The organism is Porcincola sp. LCP21S3_C12, assembly GCF_052118625.1.
Lineage (GTDB): Bacteria > Bacillota > Clostridia > Lachnospirales > Lachnospiraceae > Porcincola.
The window spans coordinates 67,760-86,972 of the sequence record NZ_JBQKGW010000005.1; the positions used below are offsets into that span (position 1 = coordinate 67,760).

Sequence of the window (19,213 nt, forward strand, 5' to 3'; positions counted from 1 at the left end):
TTGTTCCATTACAGAATGCATTACAGAATGTTGTTATTCGTCTTTCCGCCTCTGTACTCCTCGATGTCGGAGGTCTTCTCCTCGGTCGGGTACAGCGGGATTGCCGCCGCGTACAGCGCAGCCGCCCTCACCAGGTCATCCTTCCAGGTGATCTCATTCGGAGCATGCGCCTGGCTCTCGGCGCCCGGCCCGAAGCCGACACACGGAATGCCGTAGCGGCCCATGATCGAGACACCGTTCGTGGAGAAGGTCCACTTGTCTGTCAGCGGACGGTCGCGGAGCGCCTCCTGTCCCTTCGGCGCAATTCTCTTGTCGCCGAACAGGGCCTTGTGGGCATCCGTGAGTGCCTTGACATGCGCCGCGTTCTCCTTGCTGATCCAGGTCGGGAAGTATGCTTCTGTCTCATAGACCTCGCCGGTCCATGCCGGACGGGCGTACATGTACATCGAAACCTTCACATCATCGCCATACTTCTTCACTGCCGGCAGATTGCGGATTTCCTCCAGGCAGGTCTCGTAGGTCTCGCCTGCCGTCATGCGGCGGTCGATCGAGATCGCGCAGCTGTCCGCGACAGCGCAGCGGCTCGGGGAGGTATAGAAGATCTGGGAAACCGTGCAGGTTCCTCTTCCGAGGAATCTTGCATCCTCATAATTCTCAGGATTGTATTTCGGGTCAAGCATCTTGGACAGACCGCGGATCACGGTGCTTTCGGTGCAGTCGTTGTTGTTCAGGGCCCGGACGTCGTTTATGATGTCCGCCATCTTGTAGATGGCGTTGTCGCCGCGCTCCGGAGCGGAGCCGTGGCAGGAGACTCCCTTCACATCGACGCGGATCTCCATGCGTCCGCGCTGTCCTCTGTAGACACCGCCGTCCGTCGGTTCCGTGGAGATGACAAACTCCGGTCTGATCTTGTCCTTGTTGACGATGTACTGCCAGCACAGTCCGTCGCAGTCTTCCTCCATGACGGAGCCGACAACCATGATCTTGTATCCCTCCGGGATCAGATCCAGGTCTTTCATGATCTTCGTGCCGTAAAGTGCGGAAGCCATGCCGCCTTCCTGGTCGGAAGCGCCTCTTCCATAGATGATGTCGTCTGTCTCATATCCCTCGTACGGATCGTTTGTCCAGTTGTCCCGGTTGCCGATGCCGACGGTATCGATATGGCTGTCGATTGCGATGATCTTCTTGTCATCGCCGATATCTCCGTGTCTGCCCATCCAGCCGATGATGTTGCCCAGTCCGTCGATCTCAACCTTGTCGAACCCGACCTTCTCCATCTCTGCCTTGATGCAGGCGACGACTTCCTTCTCCTCCGTGCTCTCGCTCGGGTGAGAAATCATCGCTCTGAGAAACCGCGTAAGGTCACTGCGGTATCCTTCTGCTGCCTTTTTGATCTGTTCGTAATCGAGACTCATGTACATACCCTCCATAAGACGATCTGCGTGCATCTCCTGAATCTTCTACTCACTCTACCACACTTCTGTCTGTCAGGACAGCTGTCCGTGGCCGACAAACTGTTTTTCTCCGGGCTCGATGCCGTAGGCACCATCCCAGACGACCCTTCTGAAATAATCCGGATCGGTATTCCCCTCTGTCGAGAAGATCAGAACCTGTGAATCGCTTCCAAGTTCCAGTTCATCCCGAAGCGGCTTTAAGCGGTCGTCCATCATGATCTGTGCCACGGCTCCCATGCCGACGGCGCCAGACTCGCCGGATATGACAACCGGGTCTCCGTGGAGCGGGACGGCAAGCATCCGCATGCCCTTCGCGGCCACCCAGTCTACAGCTGAGATGAAGCAGTCCGCATGGTTTCTGAGGATGTCCCAGCCGATGATGTTCGGCTCGCCGCAGGCAAGCCCGGCCATAATCGTCTTCAGGTCGCCCTTCACAACGGCTGGCTCACCGGTTCCCTTCACGGCGCCCTTGTACAGGCAGGCTGCCGCGCTGGCCTCCACGATGATGAACTTTGGCGGGTTGTGCGGATACAGATTCGTGAAATATCCGACGACAGAGGAAGCAAGGGAGCCGACGCCGGCCTGCACAAATACGTGGGTCGGCCGGTTGACCTCCACTTCCTTCAGCTGCTCGGCCGCCTCGCTGGAGATGGTGCCGTAGCCCTGCATGATCCAGGACGGGATATCCGTGTATCCCTCCCAGGCGGTATCCTGCACGATGACACCGTGCTTCGTCTCGGAGGCCTCCTTTGCGGCGATCCGGACACAGTCATCATAGTTGACGTCCTCAATCGTGACGGTCGCGCCTTCCTTTGCGATGTTGTCATAGCGGCTCTTTGAGGAACCCTTCGGCATATGGACGACCGCCTTCTGGTGCAGCCTGTGTGCTGCCCAGGCGACGCCGCGCCCGTGGTTTCCGTCCGTCGCGGTGAAGAAGGTCGCGTGTCCGAAGTCCTTCTCCAGCTCCGGGCTTGTCAGAAAGTCGTAGCTGACCTCCGAGATATCCTTGCCGATCTCCTTCGCGATGAAGCGTCCCATCGCATAGGAAGCCCCGAGCACCTTAAAGGCGTTCAGTCCGAATCTCCACCGCTCGTCCTTGACGTAGAGACCGCCAAGTCCGAGGTACCTGGCCATGTGCGAAAGATCCGCAAGCGCTGTCACGTCGTACTGGGGGAAACTTCTGTGGAAGGCCCTCGCCTTCGCCACATTCTCCAGAGACATAATCTGTAGATTCTTGTCGCAGCTGGGCGGCATGTGGTTCATCGCCCAGCGCATTTCCAGTTCATCCATCTCCGTCTCCATCTTCCATCTTCCATCTTCCCGCTCCGGCCTGAGGCCGCCGCGGTATATAACAATATGTTTTTTAAACAAACTTTTTGTTTGGTACTACCACTATAGCATATCTCAACCGCTTGTCAATGCCTTCTGATCTCCTTCCGGAAACCTTTTGATGCCTTCAGGACCCTTCTGGTCTCTTCTGCTTCTTCCGGTAGTAGGTATCCTCCAGCGGAAGCTTTGTCCGGATTTTTCCGTCCAGCGCAAAGTACGCGCCTGCGATGGCCGGCGCTGCCGGAATGGCCGTGATCTCCCCGATGCCCTTCGCCCCGAAGGCTGTCTCGATCTCGCCTCCCTCCGGCTCATGGTGCACCATGATCGCATGGATCTCCGGAATCTGGGTGGCCCGAAGCAGTCCGAGCGTTCCGAACCGGGCCTTCGGGACGCAGTCCTTCAGCGGAAAGTCCTCCGTCACCCCATAACCCATCGACATCAGGACACCGCCCTCAATCTGCCCCTCGATTGAGAGAGGGTTGATAACCCGGCCTGCGTCGTAAGCGGCGTAGATGTCTGTGACGCGCCCCTCGTCGTCTAGGATGGCGACATTGGTCGCATAGGCGTAGGCAATGTGGCTCTTCGGGTTCGGCTTCGCCGCGCCGAGCCTGTCGGTCGGCTCGAAATAGACATATGAGAATGACTGGCCCTCAAGCCTCGACAGCTCGCCGCCTTCAGCGTCCAGAGCCTCCTTCAGCTTCCGGCCGGCGCCCCGTACGGCCTCACCTGTCAGGAGCGTCTGCCTCGACCCGGAGGTTGTGCCGGAGTCCGGGGCATTCTCGGTGTTGCTGACTGCATTGCGGATACGCGACATCGGAAGGCCGGTGATCTCCGCGATGTCCTGACAGAAAACGGTCAGACAGCCCTGCCCGATATCGGAGGCTGCCGAGTAGATGACGACGTCCCCCTTCTCCACCTGCAGCCTTGCCCGGCCCTTGTCCGGCAGACCGACACCGACGCCCGCATTTTTCATCGCGCAGGCGATCCCGGCATGCCCCGGATGCTTTTCAAAAACGTCCCGCACCGCCAGAAGGGTCTCCCTGAGGGCTGTCGAGCCGTCCGCGATCTGCCCGTTCGGCAGCACAAGTCCCGGCTCAATCGCATTCCGAAAACGAATCTCCCACGGGGAGAGTCCGGCCTTCTTCGCCAGCAGATCGATCACGCACTCGAGCGCGAACTCGCTCTGCGTGACGCCGAAGCCCCGGAATGCGCCGGCCGGCGGATTATTCGTATAGTACCCGTACCCGCGGATGTCCGTGTTCTGGTAGGTGTACGGGCCGACCGCGTGGGTGCAGGCACGCTCCAGAACCGGACCGCAGAGAGAGGCATAAGCCCCTGTGTCAAAGAAGATCTCGCAGTCGAGTCCGGTGAATTTTCCGTGCTCGTCGCAGCCGAGCGTGAAGGTTGCCTTCATGGCATGGCGCTTGGGATGGAAATTGATGGACTCCTGTCTGGAAAAATGAACCTTCACGGCTCTTTTGTACGTCCAGGCTGCGAGTGCCGCGATGTGCTGGGCGGAGACATCCTCCTTGCCGCCGAAGCCGCCGCCGATGAGCTGATTCTCGACAATAACCCGTTCCGGGTTCCAGCCGAACATGATCGCGACCTCGCGCCTTGTGTCGTAGGCCCCCTGGTCGGTCGAAAGGATCTTGACGCCGTTTTTATAAGGAAAAGCCACCGCGCACTCCGGCTCCAGAAACGCATGCTCCGTAAACGGCGTCTCGAAGGTTTCCGTCACAGTGTATTTCGAGGCCTTCAGCGCCCGTTTTGCATCTCCTCTCGTCACATGCCGGCTCTGGCAGAGATTGCCCTCCTCGTGGATCCTCGGTGCGTCCGGCCGTCTGGCCTCGTCGATGTTCCGCACCGGCTCGAGCACCTCATAGTCGACATGTACAAGCTTTTTCGCTGTCTCCAGCGCATCCCGGTCTTCCGCAACGACCAGGCAGATTGCGTCTCCGACCATCCTCGTCGTGTCGCCCTCGGCGATCATGACGTCCCAGTCCTGCTGGATGTGGCCGACCTTGTTGTGCGGCACGTCCGCCGCCGTCAGAATGCCGATCACGCCCGGAACCTTCCTGGCTTCCAAGAGGTCGATCTTTCTGACAACCGCTCTCGGGTATGCCGCCCGTACGCACGACGCATAGGCCATGGCGGACGCATCAAAGCCATAGACATCGCTCCGGTTCTCTGCCGTTCCGTCATAGATACTGCCGTCCCGGCGCGCCAGGGCGGCCCGCACCCGGCTCCTCTCCGGCTCCTCCGGCAGGCTGAGCTCACAGCTTCTCCTGCGGTACGGGACATCCTCCTCGAGACCGTAGGCGCGGTTAAGATTCTGCCAGACGTCCTCAATCTCGATATCATCCGGGTACTTGCCGGTTCCAAGCACCTTCTTGCGCACGTCAACGCGGAAGGTTCTGGTCCCGACACGCCCGTAATCCTCCTGTTCCGGCTCGTAGTCGATCTGCTTCACGCCCCGGAGCACCTCTCCCGCGAGACGGATACCCTCTATGATCTTCCGGTATCCGGTACAGCGGCAGAGGTTGCCGCGGATCGCCGTCTTGATTTCCTCATCTGTCGGATCCGGGTTCTGCCTGAGCAGCCCGGCTGCGCTGATGACCATTCCCGGCGTGCAGAAGCCGCACTGGACGGAGCCGCTGACCCCGAACGCATAGACAAATGCTTCCTTCTCGAGGTCTGTCAGCCCCTCCACTGTGACGATTTCCTTCCCGGCAACTCTCTGCGTCTTCAGAACGCAGGCTCTTGTCGGTTTCCCGTCCACCAGAATCATGCAGGCCCCGCAGGCGCCCTCACTGCACCCATCCTTGACAGAATGAAGATGAAGTTCGTCCCGAAGAAAACGGAGCATCGACGTCTGTTTCGATGTCGATACACGTTTTCCATTCACCGTGAATGTATACTGCTCAGCCATGTCGGCTCCTTCTTGCCAATTCATAAGTCCACTTTGCTTCATTATTTCGTGTCTCGCAGAAACTCCGGGCACGGCATGACCGGTCGCTCAGAAAAGAGCAAGCCGGTCATGATCCTGTACTGTTCAGTTACGCTTCCGTACGCTCTCCGGCGCCCGGAGCAAGCAGATAGCTGTGATTCCGGATAGCCTCCAGTATAAACTCTCTCAGCGGTTCATACAGAGCGGACTTTTCAGCCACATCGACCTCCTGCACCTTTCCGGCAAAACGCAGACGTACATGTGTCCCCTCAAGCACCAGGAAGCCCTGATTCTCGCTGCTGTCCATGTCCTCCTTCGACCAGAACAGCGTCAGCTTGTCCTTGTATGGACGCCCGCTGTACGGGCAGAAGACCGCGCAGTTGCCGCACTCGTTGCACATCCCGTCCATGTGAAGAATCTGATCCATCTTCAGGCCCGGGACCTTGATCGCGATATTCGCGCGGTTCGGGCAGACATCCGTGCAGACCTCGCAGACGGTCGCGCAGCCCAGACACCTCGGGTCGGGCTCCTGCGTGAGCGCTGCTGTCAGCTGCCCCTTCTTTCTCAGAAGCACTGCCTCATTTCCTGCGGCATTCTCCTCCTCGTACCGGTCAAAATGTGCGCCGGCTATGGCCTGTGCGCACCTTGCTGCATCCGCGATGGCCTTGACGACCGTCGCCGGCCCCCTTCTGCCGTCACCGACCGCATAGATATGAGGCTTTGAGGTCTGAAGATGCTCATCGACCACCGGACGCCCCTTCTCATCGAGCCTGACAGACAGGTTCTCATACAAGGTGGTATCGATTCTTTCCCCGACGGCTGTGATCACCGTATCCGCCGGAAGCAGTTTCTTCTCGCCGCTGTCAACCGGTCTTCTCCTGCCGCTCTCGTCGGGCTCGCCGAGCTTCATGACCGAGCAGACAAGCGTTCCATCCTTCAGGCTGACCGGTGCCAGCAGTTCCTCGAAGATCACGCCATCCTCGAGCGCCATCCTCAGCTCTTCCTCGTCCGCCGGCATATAGCGCTTCGTTCTGCGGTAGACAAGACGGACGGTGCGGACGCCTCTCTGGCGGACCGCCGCCCTGGCCACATCCATCGCGGTGTTGCCGCCGCCGATGACGACAACGTCCTTTCCAAGGTTCAGCGAATCCTGTCCGTACTTGACGGCTGTCAGGAAATCGAGCGCATCCATGGACTTTCCTTCCTTCAGCACCGGGGCGGAACCCTTCCAGGCGCCTGTCGCGAGGACAAAGTCCGTGAAGCCGTCCTTCTTCAGCTGCTCAAGGTCTGTGATTTCCCTGCCCGTGATGATCCGGGCTCCGAACCGCTGGCAGAGCTTGACGTCCTTCTCAATCCTCCGGTCCTCGATCCGGAAATGAGGGATCGCGTATTTCACAATTCCGCCGGCTTCCTGCCTCTTCTCGAACACGACCGTCTCGACGCCGGCTCTTGAAAGGAAGAAGGCAGACGCCAGTCCGGCAGGCCCCGCGCCGATCACGGCTGCCTTTTTGCCGGAAGCCTTCGGTGCCGGCCGCTTCGGCTCGCTCATATAGGTGTCGTAGGCACTTTCCGCCGCCTGCAGCTTCACCTCACGGATATGCAGTCCCTCCTCGTAGTAATTCCGCATGCACCGGTCCGCACAGGTATGCGGGCAGAGCGTTCCTGTGATGAACGGAAGGGCGTTCTTCTCGACAATGATCCGGAAGGCATCGTACGGGCGGCCTTCCTCCATCGCCTGCAGGTAGGCCGGAATATCCTGGTGGATCGGGCAGGACGTCGTGCAGGGCGAAAGGAAGCAGTTCATCAAAGGCAGGCTCTCCTCCACCTTCCTCGACGGCAGCGGCTTCACCGGTTTGTTATAACGTCCGCTTTCAAGCGCCCTCTTCTCCAGCTTCGTGACAGCAGAGACATCGACCTTCGTGAATGCCTTGCCCGGAATATCCGAGAGGACCTTGTAGAACTGCGACAGCCGCTCATATCCGCCCGGCTTGAGGATCGTGGAAGCCACGGTCACCGGCCAGACGCCTGCTGAGACAAGGTCATGGATGTTGAAATAGTCCGCTCCGCCGCAGTAGGAGATCCGGAGCTTTCCGTTAAACTGCTCCGAAAGCCGGCGGGCCAGCTCGATCGTCAGCGGGAACAGGGCACGCCCTGACATATACATCTCCTCGCTCGGGAGCTCATGCGCCTTCACGTCAACCGGGAAGGTGTTCGTCAGCTTCACGCCGAAGGACAGGCCGAGCTCATCCGCCTCTTCCTGCAGGCGCTCCAGCATCGGGACTGCGTCCTTCCACTGCAGATCCGTCGTGAAATGATGATCGTCGAACGCGATATAGTCAAAACCGAGTCCGTCCAGCGTTCTGCGCGCATACTCGTAGCCCAGAAGCGTCGGGTTGCACTTGACGAAGGTATTCAGCTTCTTTGTCTTCAGCATGTAGGAGGCGATGGCCTCGATTTCCGACGGCGGACAGCCGTGCAGAGTCGACTCGGTCACGGAATCCGAGATCTTGGACGGAATCCGGCGGATATCGCTCACGGTCACATGGCGGAGCTTTTTGCTCCTGACCGCCTCAAGGGAAGTTTCCACACAGTCCCGGAAAACCTCATCCTTTGACGCGTCGATCATGGTGTCGATAAAGTGGTTGACCTTCGGCTGCCGGATGCCGTCGAGGTCATATCCGACCGACATATTGAAGACGATGCCGTCCGGGTCGCCCAGATCGAATTCCTTCGCGATGATGTGAATGATGAACCAGGCCTTGATGTACTCGTGCAGCGCTTCCTCCACGGTCAGCTCTGTCGACCACTCGCAGTTGTAGCCCTCATCCTGCATCTCGATGCAGGGCTTCGGGACACACTTCGCAAGCTCGCGTCCGTCCATCTTCTGGACCGTCTTGAGCTCAAACCAGGATGAGCCGCCCGCATAGGCTGCAATCAGGTTCTGCGCCAGCTGCGTGTTCGGCCCTGCCGCCGGTCCGTAGACCGTCTCAATTGTCTGCCCGAAGATCGGGAACCGCTTCTCCTCGTCCCGCTGCACAACCTTGCGGACACCGAAGATGCTTCTGTTCTTCTTGTACTCTGTCAGCACCCAGTCCAGAAGATCCCTGAACGGGATCGGACGCATGATATCGCTCATAACCTGAACCCTCCTGTTTTCCTGTTCCTGCTCTCCCTGCTTGATATTCCCCGCTTTGCTTTTTTTGTTTTATCTGTTACAGATAATCCTTCGGATGATACGAAGTCTCATTCAGGGACCCCCAGAGCCTGCACGCCTGCTCCATCGAGAACGCGTTGATCTTCTCTTCGTCGATTCCGACAAACGCACGGTCCTTGTAAAGCACCTTCCCGTTGATGATGGTTGTCCGGCAATTGTGTCCGTTCATCCCGAACAGCAGATGACCATCGATGTTCTCATCCGAGATCGGGGTAAATGGATCATAGTCCATGACGATGACGTCTGCGGCTGCTCCCGGCTTCAGGATTCCGACCGGCTTCTTGAAATACCTGCCTGCGATCTCCCGGTTGTTCTCAAAGAGCATCTTCATGTCCTCGCCCCAGGCGACATTCGGCATCTCCGCGTTGTGCCGCTGGATGATCAGGAAGACCTTCAGAGACTCGAGCATGTCGTGCGTGTAGGCGTCTGTCCCCATACCAACAAGAATGCCCTTCTTCATCATCTGAAGGACCGGCGCGCAGCCGACTGCGTTGCCCATGTTCGATTCCGGATTGTTGACGACCATCGTCCCGGTCTCCCGGATGATGTCCATCTCGCTGCCGCTCAGATGGATGCAGTGGCCGAGCAGCGTCTTCTTTCCGAGGATATTGTTGTTCAGAAGCCGTTCGACCGGTCTCGTGCCGTAATTCTGAAGGCTGTCCCAGACATCATTCATGCCCTCTGCCACGTGGATGTGGAAACCGGTCCGGCCGTCGTTGGCCTCCACCATCTTCTCAAATGTCCGATCAGAGATGGTGAACAGCGCGTGGCCGCCGAACATTGCCTTGATCATGTCGCTGTTTTCCTTCTCGCACCATGTGAGGAAGTCGGCGTTCTCCTGGATGCTCTGAAGACACTTCTCCTCCCCGTCGCGCTCCGAAACCTCATAGCAGAGGCAGGCACGCATGCCGAGCTCCTTTGCGACATCCTTGATCGCAAACAGAGAACCCGGGATTTCACAGAAGGATGCATGGTGATCGAAGATCGTCGTCACACCGTCGCGGATGCACTCGAGGATCGTCACGTAGGCGCTTGCCCTTGTCAGGTCGAGATCCAGTCTCCGGTCGATCGCCCACCACATGCCGTCGAGGATCTCATAGAAATTCGTCGGATTGTATCCTTTGACCGACAGCCCTCTCGCAAGCCCGGAGTAGATATGGGTATGGACATTGATAAAGCCCGGCATGATGAGACCGCCTTTCGCGTCGATGGTCTCCGCCTTCGGATACTTTTTCTCCATATCCGGGCAGGTTCCGACTTCCAGAATCTGCTCCCCGTCTATGACGACCGCACCGTCCTTATAGTACGGATGCGCTGCGTCCCTGGTAATCACACGTCCATTTTTGACAATCAGCATCGTCCCTTCCTCCTTTTCATCTTCAAATCCGGTGTTCTGCTGCAGCAGTTTCATCTATGATTGAAAAAACATTCTGTCTGCCTTACAATAAATCCGATCTTTTTTATTCAATATGGACCCGCAACCGCCGCCGGTATTCTGCGGCAGAATGGAGCTTTTTATGAGTCAGCCTTACAATTTTGACAACTGGAAACGCCTCGTCAGGGCGCTTGCCATGCAGTACGGTTCAATGTGCGAGGTCGTTCTGCACGACCTGACCGGCGGCGACCCCAGCCACACCATCATCGCCATCGAGAACGGCCAGATCTCCGGACGCAAGGTCGGTGACGGCTCCTCTGTGATTGCAGCGGAGGCGATGGAAGAACTGAACAAGGTTCACGAGGACCGGCTCTCCTATCTGACCAGAACCCACGACGGAAAGATTCTGAAATCGACCAGCCTCTTCATCCGTGATGACGACGGCCGTATCGTCGGGATCCTCGGTCTCAATACCGACCTGTCCCTCTCCCTTGCCGCGGAGAATGCGCTCCATTCCTTCAATACCAGCACTGACCGGGAATCCGAGCCCCAGCAGATCACCACGAATGTCTCTGATCTGCTCGACACGCTGATTCAGGAAAGTATCCGGATTGCCGGCAAACCGGCTGCCCTCATGGACAAGACGGACAAGATCCGCGCCATCCGCTTTCTCAACGACAGCGGCGCCTTCCTGATCACCAAGTCCGGTCCGAAGATCTGCCAGGTCTTCAACATCTCCAAATACACGCTGTACAGCTACCTCGACGAAGCCAGACAGCAAAATGACTGACTTTTGTTGATATTGCTGACTTGATTATACATCTTTCAGCGCATGATTGGTATAGTCATCGCACAATATCTGAAATCTTTTTTGGATGCATGCCGATTTTTCTGTTTGCTTTCAACCTTCATCCTTTCGTACTCCGTGCGTGGTGATGAGCGGCCGCTTTCAACAAAAAGGGGGCTGTGCAGCATATTGATCGCCGCACAGCCCCCTTGCTATGTTCTCACGCGCCTTCCGTACTCAGGAAATACTGATACCGCATATCCTCCGGCTTCAGCTTTTCCAGCACCTCGAGGTATTCCGCCGCATCCTTTCTGCAGGCCTGAAGATCATGGTCCAGATAGTTTCCGCACTCCTCGATCTTCGCACCCGGTATCTCACCTTCAAAATCCCGCATGAAGCGGAAGGAGTTCACGATACAGTCCAGCACCTCCGCATCCGTCAGTCCTCTCGTCAGAAAGTACATCCCGGTCCGGCAGCCCATCGGTCCGACATAGATCACGCCGTCCTTGTACTGACTGTTGCGCGCATAGGTTGCAAACAGGTGCTCCATCGTGTGGATGGAACCATTTGACAGATAGCTGCCGTGATTGGGCTCCTTCATCCGCACATCCCAGGTTCTGACGTCGCCGTCCTCCCTTGAGAGATAGACACCCCTCTTCAGTTTCGTATGATCCACACAGAAGCTCTGAATCTGCTTCATTCTTTCTCCTCCTTGAGGCTTCTCTCCGCAGCCTTTCTTCTCCCGGCAGCCGGCCTGCGTCCTGCCCTTGCTCCCGATGCCTTCGTCTGCGGCTTTTTTTCTGCCTTCGGCTCTGCCGCCTTCGCCTCTTTATCCTGCGGCTTCTGCTCTGTCTTCGGCTCTGCCGCCTTTGCCTCTTTATCCTGCGGCTTCTGCTCTGTCTTCGGCTCTGCCGCCTTCGCCTCTTTATCCTGCGGCTTCTGCTCTGTCTTCGGCTCTGCCGCCTTTGCCTCTTTATCCTGCGGCTTCTGCTCTGTCTTCGGCTCTTCCACCTTTGCCCCGGCAGCCTTCTTCGCTGTCCGTCTCTTCCTCACAGCTGCCTTCGCCTGCTCGTTCCCGGAAGCTTTCTTCTCCACCTTCGTGCAGGAGAAGATACTGATTCCCATCGGAGGCACCAGCACACGGATCGAATCCGGCAGCTCGTCGCACTCCTCCTCCTTTGAGCTCTTCGCCCGCGGATTGACGTTGCCGTCCCCTCCGAAAGCGATGTCATCGGAATTGAAGATTTCCTTGTACTTTCCTGCAAACGGGACGCCGATCTTGTGGTCTTCGTATGCGAGCGCTGAGAAATTCACCACACAAAGCAGCGTCTCCTCCTCCGACTTGCGCAGAAAGACCAGCATGTTCTCATTCGCGGAAATGTTGTTGATCCACTCAAAGCCCTCCGGACTGTAATCCAGACTGTAGAGCGCTGGATGGCTGCGGTACAGATCAAGGAGCGCTGCCATGTAGCCCTGGAACTGAACATTCTCCTCATGGTCAAGGGCACTCCAGTCCACACCTGTCTTTTCCGACAGCGGCATCTTCTGGCCAATGTCGTTTCCCATCGCCAGAAGCTTCTTTCCCGGATGCAGGAACATATATCCGTAGCAAGCCCTGAGATTCGCAAACTTTGAGCGCTTGCGGCCCGGCACCTTTGAGTACATGGAGCCGTACTTCTCATTCACATCCTCGTAGGACAGAGCCAGCATGAACTGCTCCGAGTAATTGTAAACCATGCTGAAGATCAGCTGCTGATGGTGGGGGCCTCTGAAAATCGGGTCGAGCTGAATATACTCAATCAGGGCATCTCTGAAGCCGCGGTTCCACTTATAGTCCAGTCCAAGACCGCCCTCGGAAACTGTTCCGGTCTCCTGCGGCCAGTCGGAAGCATCCTCAGCCGCGAGAATCGTCCCCGGACACTCTTTCTTCGTCACCGTGCTCAGCGTGCGGAGAAATGTCACAGCCTCCAGGTTTTCATTGCCGCCGTAGATGTTCGGCACCCACTCGCCGTATGTCTTGCCATAGTCCAGGTACAGCAGCTTGGACAGATCCGCCAGCTGCAGGCCGTCGATGTGGTATTCCTTCAGCCAGAAAACAGCACTGGCGACCAGGAAATTGCGGACCTGCGGGCTTTTAAGGTTAAAGTAAAGGCTCCCGTCCGGCTTGTAGAGCGACTGTCTCGGATCGTCCGATTCATAAAGCCCTGTGCCGTCGAATCCGCTCAGTCCGTTCAGGTCTCTGCTGAAATGAGAGGGATCCCAGTCGAGAATGACGCCGATCCCCTTCTGGTGAAGCGTATCGATAAAGTACCGGAAGTCCTCGCTGCTCCCATAGCGGGAGGTCGGCGCAAAGAACGCCTCCGGTCTTAAGCCCATCGTATCATCCTCGGAATATTCAAGAAGCGGGAACAGCTCGACGGTCGTGTATCCCATCTTTGCGGCGTAATCGGACAGATCCTCCGCGAGCTCCCTGTATCCGGGGACATGGCCTTCTCCGTCCGGAACCCGGAAGGTTGCCAGACTGACCTGGTAGACTGAGACCGGCTGTGTCTTTGAATCCGATCCCTTTCTCGCCTCCATCCACGCCTGGTCGCCCCACTCGTAAGCGGAGAGGTTCTTTACGATCGAGGCGGTATTCGGGCGCAGCTCAGACTGGAAACTGAACGGGTCGCTCTTCAGATATGTCAGGCCGTGCTTCGCCTTGATCTCATATTTGTACAGTGCTCCGGATGTAAGACCCGGAACAAACAATTCAAAAATACCATAGTCCTTCAGCCGTCTCATCGGAAGCCGTCTGCCGTCCCAGAGGTTGAAGTCCCCGACAACAGAGACGCGGACTGCATGAGGCGCCCAGACTGCAAAATACACACCGTCCGTCCCGTTTATGGTCATCGGGTGCGCGCCGAGGTACCGGTACAGCTCCCAGCAGTTGCCGGCCGCGAACTTTTTCAGGACCGTTTCCGGAATCTGGGGTTCGAAATTATAGGGATCCGCGAAGGAATGCTTGCTCCCGTCTGTAAACTCTACCTCAAGTGTATAATCCGGTATCTTCTTCCCCGGCAGAAGAACGGCGAAAAATCCCGACTCGTCCTCCATGTCCATCGGATAGCTGCTGCCTGTTGAAGCCACATGGACCGTCACAGACTTCGCTGTCGGACAATACGTCTGGACCAGAATGCCCTCTTCCGTCTTCGTCGCGCCGAGAAAACTGTGGGGATCGTCTTCCTCGGAATAGACAAGTCCTTCGATCCGGGCCCAGTCCATCTCATCGTAGAGCTTTTCATTCATCATGAGTTCTCCTCCCAAACCTGAATTGCCAACAAAGACATTCTATCATTCATCGTCGGTTCCGACAAGTATGACAGCAGATTTGACGTATTCATCCGACATTCTGACGAATTACCGGACTGCCTGTCTCCGCAGAGATGCTCCGTATGTGATATGCGTCAGCGCACGACTCTGACACGGATCACCCCATCGATGGCCGACAGCTGCCGCCCGGTCTCCTCCTCAAGGTCCGCATCGATGTCAACCAGTGTGTAGGCATATTCGCCGCGGCTGGTGTTGGACATGCCTGCCACATTCGTGAAGGACAGCACCTGTGTAATCTGGCTGATCATCTGCGGTATGTTCTTATGATAGATGGCAATTCTGTGCTTTGCCTTGCAGACGCCCATGCTGCAGGCCGGATAGTTCACGGAATGTGTGATATTTCCGTTCTCAAGAAAGTCCGTCAGCTCGACAACGGCCATCTTCGCGCAGTTCTCCTCCGCTTCCTCCGTGGAAGCACCCAGATGCGGAGTTGCAATGACACCTTCCTTTCCGGCTGTCTTCTGATTCGGGAAGTCGGTGACATAGCGGAACACCTTTCCCTCCCGGACGGCCTTGAGCATCGCATCCTCATCGACAAGAAGGTCCCTTGCAAAATTCAGGAAGACCACCCCCTCCTTCATCTTTGAGATCGCCTCCGCGTTGACCATTTCCCGTGTAGAATCCAGAAGCGGCACGTGAATCGTGATAAAATCGCAGTTTTCGTAGATCTCATCGACATTCTTCGTGTTCCGCACCTGACGGCTGATGTTCCATGCAGCCGTTGTGGAAAGATACGGGTCATATCCGTACACATCCATGCCGAGCTCCACCGCCGCATTCGCCACCATGCATCCGATGGCGCCCAGGCCGATCACACCGAGCTTCTTTCCAAAAAGCTCGTGGCCGACAAATGCTTTCTTGGCCTTCTCCATATCCTTGGAGATGTTCGCGTCGGATTCATTGTCAAGCACCCACCGGATGCTCTGGCTCATGTTGCGGGCCGCGTTCAGCATAGCTGCCAGCACCAGTTCCTTGACACTGTTGGCGTTGGCACCCGGGGTATTGAAGACCACGACACCCTGCTTCGCATATTTCTCAAGCGGGATGTTGTTGACACCTGCGCCGGCGCGGGCGACAGCCAGCGTCCTGTCTGAAAGCTCGATCTCCGCCATCTTCGCACTGCGGACCAGGATCGCGTCCGCTTCCTGAAGATCCTCCGTCCGCTGATAGTCATCTGAAAACTGATCCGTCCCCTTCGGGCTGATCGCATTCAGGCAGGCATACTTGTACATGATATCTTTTCCCCCTCTTCTGTTTCTATCTTAGTCGATTAACCACGGTGCGATACCGCAAGGCTTACCTTTCGTTCCCTATGACAAGCCGCGCCGGTCTTTCAACGGCCGGCGCGGCCCTGATCCGTTACTGGGTCTTGTCCTTTTTCATATCATCCTGGTCAAAGACCTCCGAGATCGCCTTCCCGGCAGGGACCATCGGATAGACATTATCATTCTCTTCGATCACGCAGTCGATGACGCAGGGTCTTCTGGATCTGACCGCCTCAAGAAATACAGGCGCAAACTCCTCCCGCTTCGTGACTCTGAAGCCCAGACAGCCGAGCGCCTCCGCAACCTTCACATAGTCCACGCTGTCGCGCAGAATCGTCTGCGAATAATGCTCCTTGTAGAAGAGCTGCTGCCACTGATGCACCATGCCCAGCACGTGATTGTTCATGATGACCTCAATGACCGGGATATCCGACCGCGACGCGGTCGCAAGCTCATTCAGATTCATGCGGAAGCAGCCATCCCCGGCGACATTGACCACCGTCTTGTCCGGCATGGCGCACTTGACGCCGAGAGACGCTCCCAGTCCGTATCCCATCGTCCCGAGTCCGCCGGAGGTGAAGAGCTGGTGCGGCTCCTTGTAATGGAAGTACTGCGCCGCCCACATCTGATTCTGTCCGACCTCCGTGACGATGCGCGCGTCGTCATCCGTCAGCTTCTCAATCTGCTGCATGATGAACGGTCCGGTCAGGCGGTTCTCATCGTAGTGGAGCGGGAATCTGGCCGCGAGCTCCTCGCAGTGGCGAATCCATTCCTTATGCTCCGCCTGGCGGATCAGCGGATTTAACCGGATCAGAATCTCCCGCACATCCCCGATCACGCAGGCATCGACTTTGATGTTCTTGTTGACCTCTGCCGGGTCGATATCGAGCTGGACGATCTTTGCGTTCTTCGCAAACAGCTTCGGATTGCCGATGACCCGGTCCGAGAACCGCGACCCGATCGCGAGAAGAAGGTCGCAGCCGGAGACCGCCAGGTTCGAAGCCTTCGTCCCGTGCATGCCGAGCATACCGAGATAGAGCGGATCGTTGCCGTTGAAGGCACCCTTCCCCATCAGCGTATCGGCCACGGGTGCCTGGAGCTGGTACACAAGCTGCTTCAGCTCCTTCTGTGCATCGGAAATGACAGCGCCGCCGCCGACGAAGATCACGGGCTTCTCTGCCGCGTTGATCAGATCCGCCGCGGCACTCAGGTCTTCCTCGTGGATGGTGCTGATTCTCGGGACGGCCGGCTGACTTTTCTGCGGCGTGAATTCACATTCCTCCGCTGTCGCGTTCTTCGTGATATCCACGAGAACCGGCCCCGGACGGCCATCCTTTGCGATGAAGAAGGCCCTCCGGATTGTCTTCGCCAGGTCCCGCACATCCTTCACGATGAAATTGTGCTTTGTGATCGGCATCGTGATGCCCTGGATGTCGATCTCCTGGAAGGAATCCTTGCCCAGCAGATTGATGCCGACATTGCAGGTGATCGCAACGACCGGGACAGAGTCCATGTACGCTGTCGCAATACCCGTGACAAGATTCGTGGCACCCGGACCGGATGTCGCAAAGCAGACACCGACCTTCCCGCTCGCCCTCGCGTATCCGTCCGCCGCATGAGCGGCTCCCTGCTCATGCGAGGTCAGGATATGACGGATCTCGTCTGCATGCCGGTAAAGCTCGTCATAGACATTCAGAATCGCTCCGCCCGGATACCCGAAGACCGTATCCACGCCCTGCTCCTTCAGGCATTCAATCAGGATCTGGGAACCGTTCAGCTTCATACATCATCCTCCGCTCCGGGCGTTTTCAGGATCGCGCCCTTGTTGCCGGACGTGACCATCGCCGCGTAGCGGACCAGGTATCCGTCCGTGATCTTCGGCTTTCTCGGCTTCCAGGCCTTTCTGCGCGCTGCAAGCTCCTCATCCGAAACCTTCAGCTCCAGCTTGTGGTTCGGGATATCGATGAAGATCCGATCCCCCTCGTGCACCAGTGCAATCGGGCCGCCGACAGCCGCCTCCGGCGATACGTGGCCGATGGATGCTCCTCTGGATGCACCGGAGAAACGCCCGTCTGTGATCAGCGCGACGCTCGATCCAAGTCCCATGCCGGCGATGGCAGAGGTCGGATTCAGCATCTCTCTCATGCCGGGACCGCCCTTGGGTCCTTCATAACGGATGACCACCACATCTCCCTCATGGATCTGTCCGCCCAGGATTGCATGGATCGCGTCCTCCTCACAGTCAAAGACGCGGGCGGGTCCCTCGTGTACCATCATCTCCGGAACAACGGCGGAACGCTTGACGATGCCGGAATCCGGTGCCAGGTTGCCCTTGAGCGCTGCCAGGCCGCCCGTCTCGGAATACGGGTGATCGATCGGGCGGATGACCTCCGGGTTCAGATTCTCCGCATCGGCGATATTCTCGCCGACCGTCTTCCCGGTGCAGGTCAGGCAGTCGAGATTCAGCAGATTTCTCTTTGTCAGCTCCTTCATGACCGCGTAGACACCGCCTGCCTCGTTCAGATCTTCCATGTAGGTCGGGCCTGCCGGTGCCAGGTGGCACAGGTTCGGCGTATGCTCCGAAACCTCATTGGCGATATCGACATTCAGCTCCACACCGGCTTCATGTGCGATGGCCGGAAGATGAAGCATCGTGTTTGTCGAGCATCCGAGCGCCATATCGACCGTCAGAGCGTTCATGAAAGCTTCCTTTGTCATGATGTCGCGCGGACGGATATTCTTCTTCAGCAGCTCCATGACCTGCATCCCGGCATGCTTTGCGAGGCGCAGGCGGTCGGACATGACAGCCGGGATGGTTCCGTTGCCGCGAAGGCCCATCCCGATGGCCTCTGTCAGGCAGTTCATGCTGTTGGCCGTGTACATACCGGAGCAGCTGCCGCAGGTCGGGCAGACCTTACGCTCATATTCCTTCAGCTGCTCGGCTGTGATGCGGCCGGCACTGTACTCTCCGACTGCCTCGAACATCGAGGACAGCGAGCGCTTTCTCCCGCCGACATGGCCTGCAAGCATCGGGCCTCCGGAAACGAAGACGGTCGGAACATTGACTCTTGCCGCTGCCATTAAAAGCCCCGGTACATTCTTGTCGCAGTTCGGCACCATGACAAGAGCATCGAACTGGTGCGCCTTCGCCATGCACTCGGTCGAATCCGCGATCAGGTCACGGGTGACAAGAGAATACTTCATACCCTCGTGTCCCATCGCAATTCCGTCGCAGACAGCGATCGCCGGGAAGACACGCGGCACGCCGCCCGCCATCAGGACGCCCTCCTTGACCGCCTCCACAATCTTGTCAAGGTTCATGTGGCCCGGAACAATCTCATTGTAGGAGCTGACAATCCCGACGAGCGGGCGCTCCATCTCCTCCTCAGTAAATCCAAGTGCATTGAAAAGAGATCTGTGTGGTGCCTGCTGAAGGCCCTTCTTGACTGCGTCACTCTTCATAATGATTC

General features: G+C 57.5%; 11 protein-coding genes. 1 reads left to right on the forward strand and 10 read right to left on the reverse strand.

Features of this window, described 5'->3' with window-relative positions:
- Positions 1-20: 20 nt before the first annotated feature.
- From ACTQ1N_RS04140 to ssnA, 5 genes are all read right to left on the reverse strand, one after another.
- A complete protein-coding gene (locus tag ACTQ1N_RS04140; RefSeq protein ID WP_441954906.1) occupies positions 21-1,415 on the reverse strand; it encodes a YgeY family selenium metabolism-linked hydrolase in 1,395 nt (464 codons plus the stop codon).
- Between the two features lie 72 nt (positions 1,416-1,487).
- A complete protein-coding gene (gene dpaL, locus ACTQ1N_RS04145; RefSeq protein WP_441954908.1) occupies positions 1,488-2,744 on the reverse strand; it encodes a diaminopropionate ammonia-lyase in 1,257 nt (418 codons plus the stop codon).
- Positions 2,745-2,910: 166 nt separating this feature from the next.
- Positions 2,911-5,712: a selenium-dependent xanthine dehydrogenase gene (gene xdh, locus ACTQ1N_RS04150; RefSeq protein WP_441954910.1), complete on the reverse strand. Its 2,802-nt coding sequence runs from the start codon at positions 5,710-5,712 to the stop codon at positions 2,911-2,913.
- Between the two features lie 127 nt (positions 5,713-5,839).
- Positions 5,840-8,866 (reverse strand): putative selenate reductase subunit YgfK, encoded by a 3,027-nt coding sequence (gene ygfK, locus ACTQ1N_RS04155; RefSeq protein WP_441954912.1) that lies wholly within the window; start codon positions 8,864-8,866, stop codon positions 5,840-5,842.
- Positions 8,867-8,942: 76 nt separating this feature from the next.
- Positions 8,943-10,301 (reverse strand): putative aminohydrolase SsnA, encoded by a 1,359-nt coding sequence (gene ssnA / locus ACTQ1N_RS04160; RefSeq protein ID WP_441954914.1) that lies wholly within the window; start codon positions 10,299-10,301, stop codon positions 8,943-8,945.
- Between the two features lie 160 nt (positions 10,302-10,461).
- On the opposite strand from ssnA, the gene ACTQ1N_RS04165 reads away from it, so the two are divergent.
- Complete coding sequence (locus ACTQ1N_RS04165; protein ID WP_441954916.1) at positions 10,462-11,109, forward strand: helix-turn-helix transcriptional regulator; 648 nt, start codon at positions 10,462-10,464, stop codon at positions 11,107-11,109.
- 217 nt (positions 11,110-11,326) lie between these two features.
- Here ACTQ1N_RS04165 and ACTQ1N_RS04170 read toward each other — a convergent pair whose 3' ends face one another.
- The 5 genes from ACTQ1N_RS04170 to ilvD form a co-directional block, all read right to left on the reverse strand.
- Positions 11,327-11,806, reverse strand: coding sequence for an S-ribosylhomocysteine lyase (locus ACTQ1N_RS04170; RefSeq protein WP_441954918.1), 480 nt, complete (start codon positions 11,804-11,806; stop codon positions 11,327-11,329).
- Complete coding sequence (gene glgB / locus ACTQ1N_RS04175) at positions 11,803-14,397, reverse strand: 1,4-alpha-glucan branching protein GlgB (RefSeq protein ID WP_441954920.1); 2,595 nt, start codon at positions 14,395-14,397, stop codon at positions 11,803-11,805. Before glgB ends, ACTQ1N_RS04170 begins: the two co-directional genes overlap by 4 nt.
- A 155-nt stretch (positions 14,398-14,552) precedes the next feature.
- Positions 14,553-15,710: a phosphoglycerate dehydrogenase gene (locus ACTQ1N_RS04180; RefSeq protein ID WP_441954922.1), complete on the reverse strand. Its 1,158-nt coding sequence runs from the start codon at positions 15,708-15,710 to the stop codon at positions 14,553-14,555.
- Between the two features lie 127 nt (positions 15,711-15,837).
- Complete coding sequence (ilvB, locus tag ACTQ1N_RS04185; protein ID WP_441954924.1) at positions 15,838-17,526, reverse strand: biosynthetic-type acetolactate synthase large subunit; 1,689 nt, start codon at positions 17,524-17,526, stop codon at positions 15,838-15,840.
- A complete protein-coding gene (gene ilvD, locus ACTQ1N_RS04190) occupies positions 17,523-19,205 on the reverse strand; it encodes a dihydroxy-acid dehydratase (RefSeq protein WP_321048510.1) in 1,683 nt (560 codons plus the stop codon). The genes ilvB and ilvD overlap by 4 nt, the downstream gene beginning before the upstream one ends.
- Positions 19,206-19,213: the final 8 nt, after the last annotated feature.

Bases quoted from the DNA above. Each gene is read 5' to 3' on its own strand.
- ACTQ1N_RS04140 (WP_441954906.1), bottom strand. From the start codon at position 1,415: ATGAGTCTCGATTACGAACAGATCAAAAAGGCAGCAGAAGGATACCGC.
- dpaL (WP_441954908.1), bottom strand. From the start codon at position 2,744: ATGGATGAACTGGAAATGCGCTGGGCGATGAACCACATGCCGCCCAGC.
- xdh (WP_441954910.1), bottom strand. From the start codon at position 5,712: ATGGCTGAGCAGTATACATTCACGGTGAATGGAAAACGTGTATCGACA.
- ygfK (WP_441954912.1), bottom strand. From the start codon at position 8,866: ATGAGCGATATCATGCGTCCGATCCCGTTCAGGGATCTTCTGGACTGG.
- ssnA (WP_441954914.1), bottom strand. From the start codon at position 10,301: ATGCTGATTGTCAAAAATGGACGTGTGATTACCAGGGACGCAGCGCAT.
- ACTQ1N_RS04165 (WP_441954916.1), top strand. From the start codon at position 10,462: ATGAGTCAGCCTTACAATTTTGACAACTGGAAACGCCTCGTCAGGGCG.
- ACTQ1N_RS04170 (WP_441954918.1), bottom strand. From the start codon at position 11,806: ATGAAGCAGATTCAGAGCTTCTGTGTGGATCATACGAAACTGAAGAGG.
- glgB (WP_441954920.1), bottom strand. From the start codon at position 14,397: ATGATGAATGAAAAGCTCTACGATGAGATGGACTGGGCCCGGATCGAA.
- ACTQ1N_RS04180 (WP_441954922.1), bottom strand. From the start codon at position 15,710: ATGTACAAGTATGCCTGCCTGAATGCGATCAGCCCGAAGGGGACGGAT.
- ilvB (WP_441954924.1), bottom strand. From the start codon at position 17,526: ATGAAGCTGAACGGTTCCCAGATCCTGATTGAATGCCTGAAGGAGCAG.
- ilvD (WP_321048510.1), bottom strand. From the start codon at position 19,205: ATGAAGAGTGACGCAGTCAAGAAGGGCCTTCAGCAGGCACCACACAGA.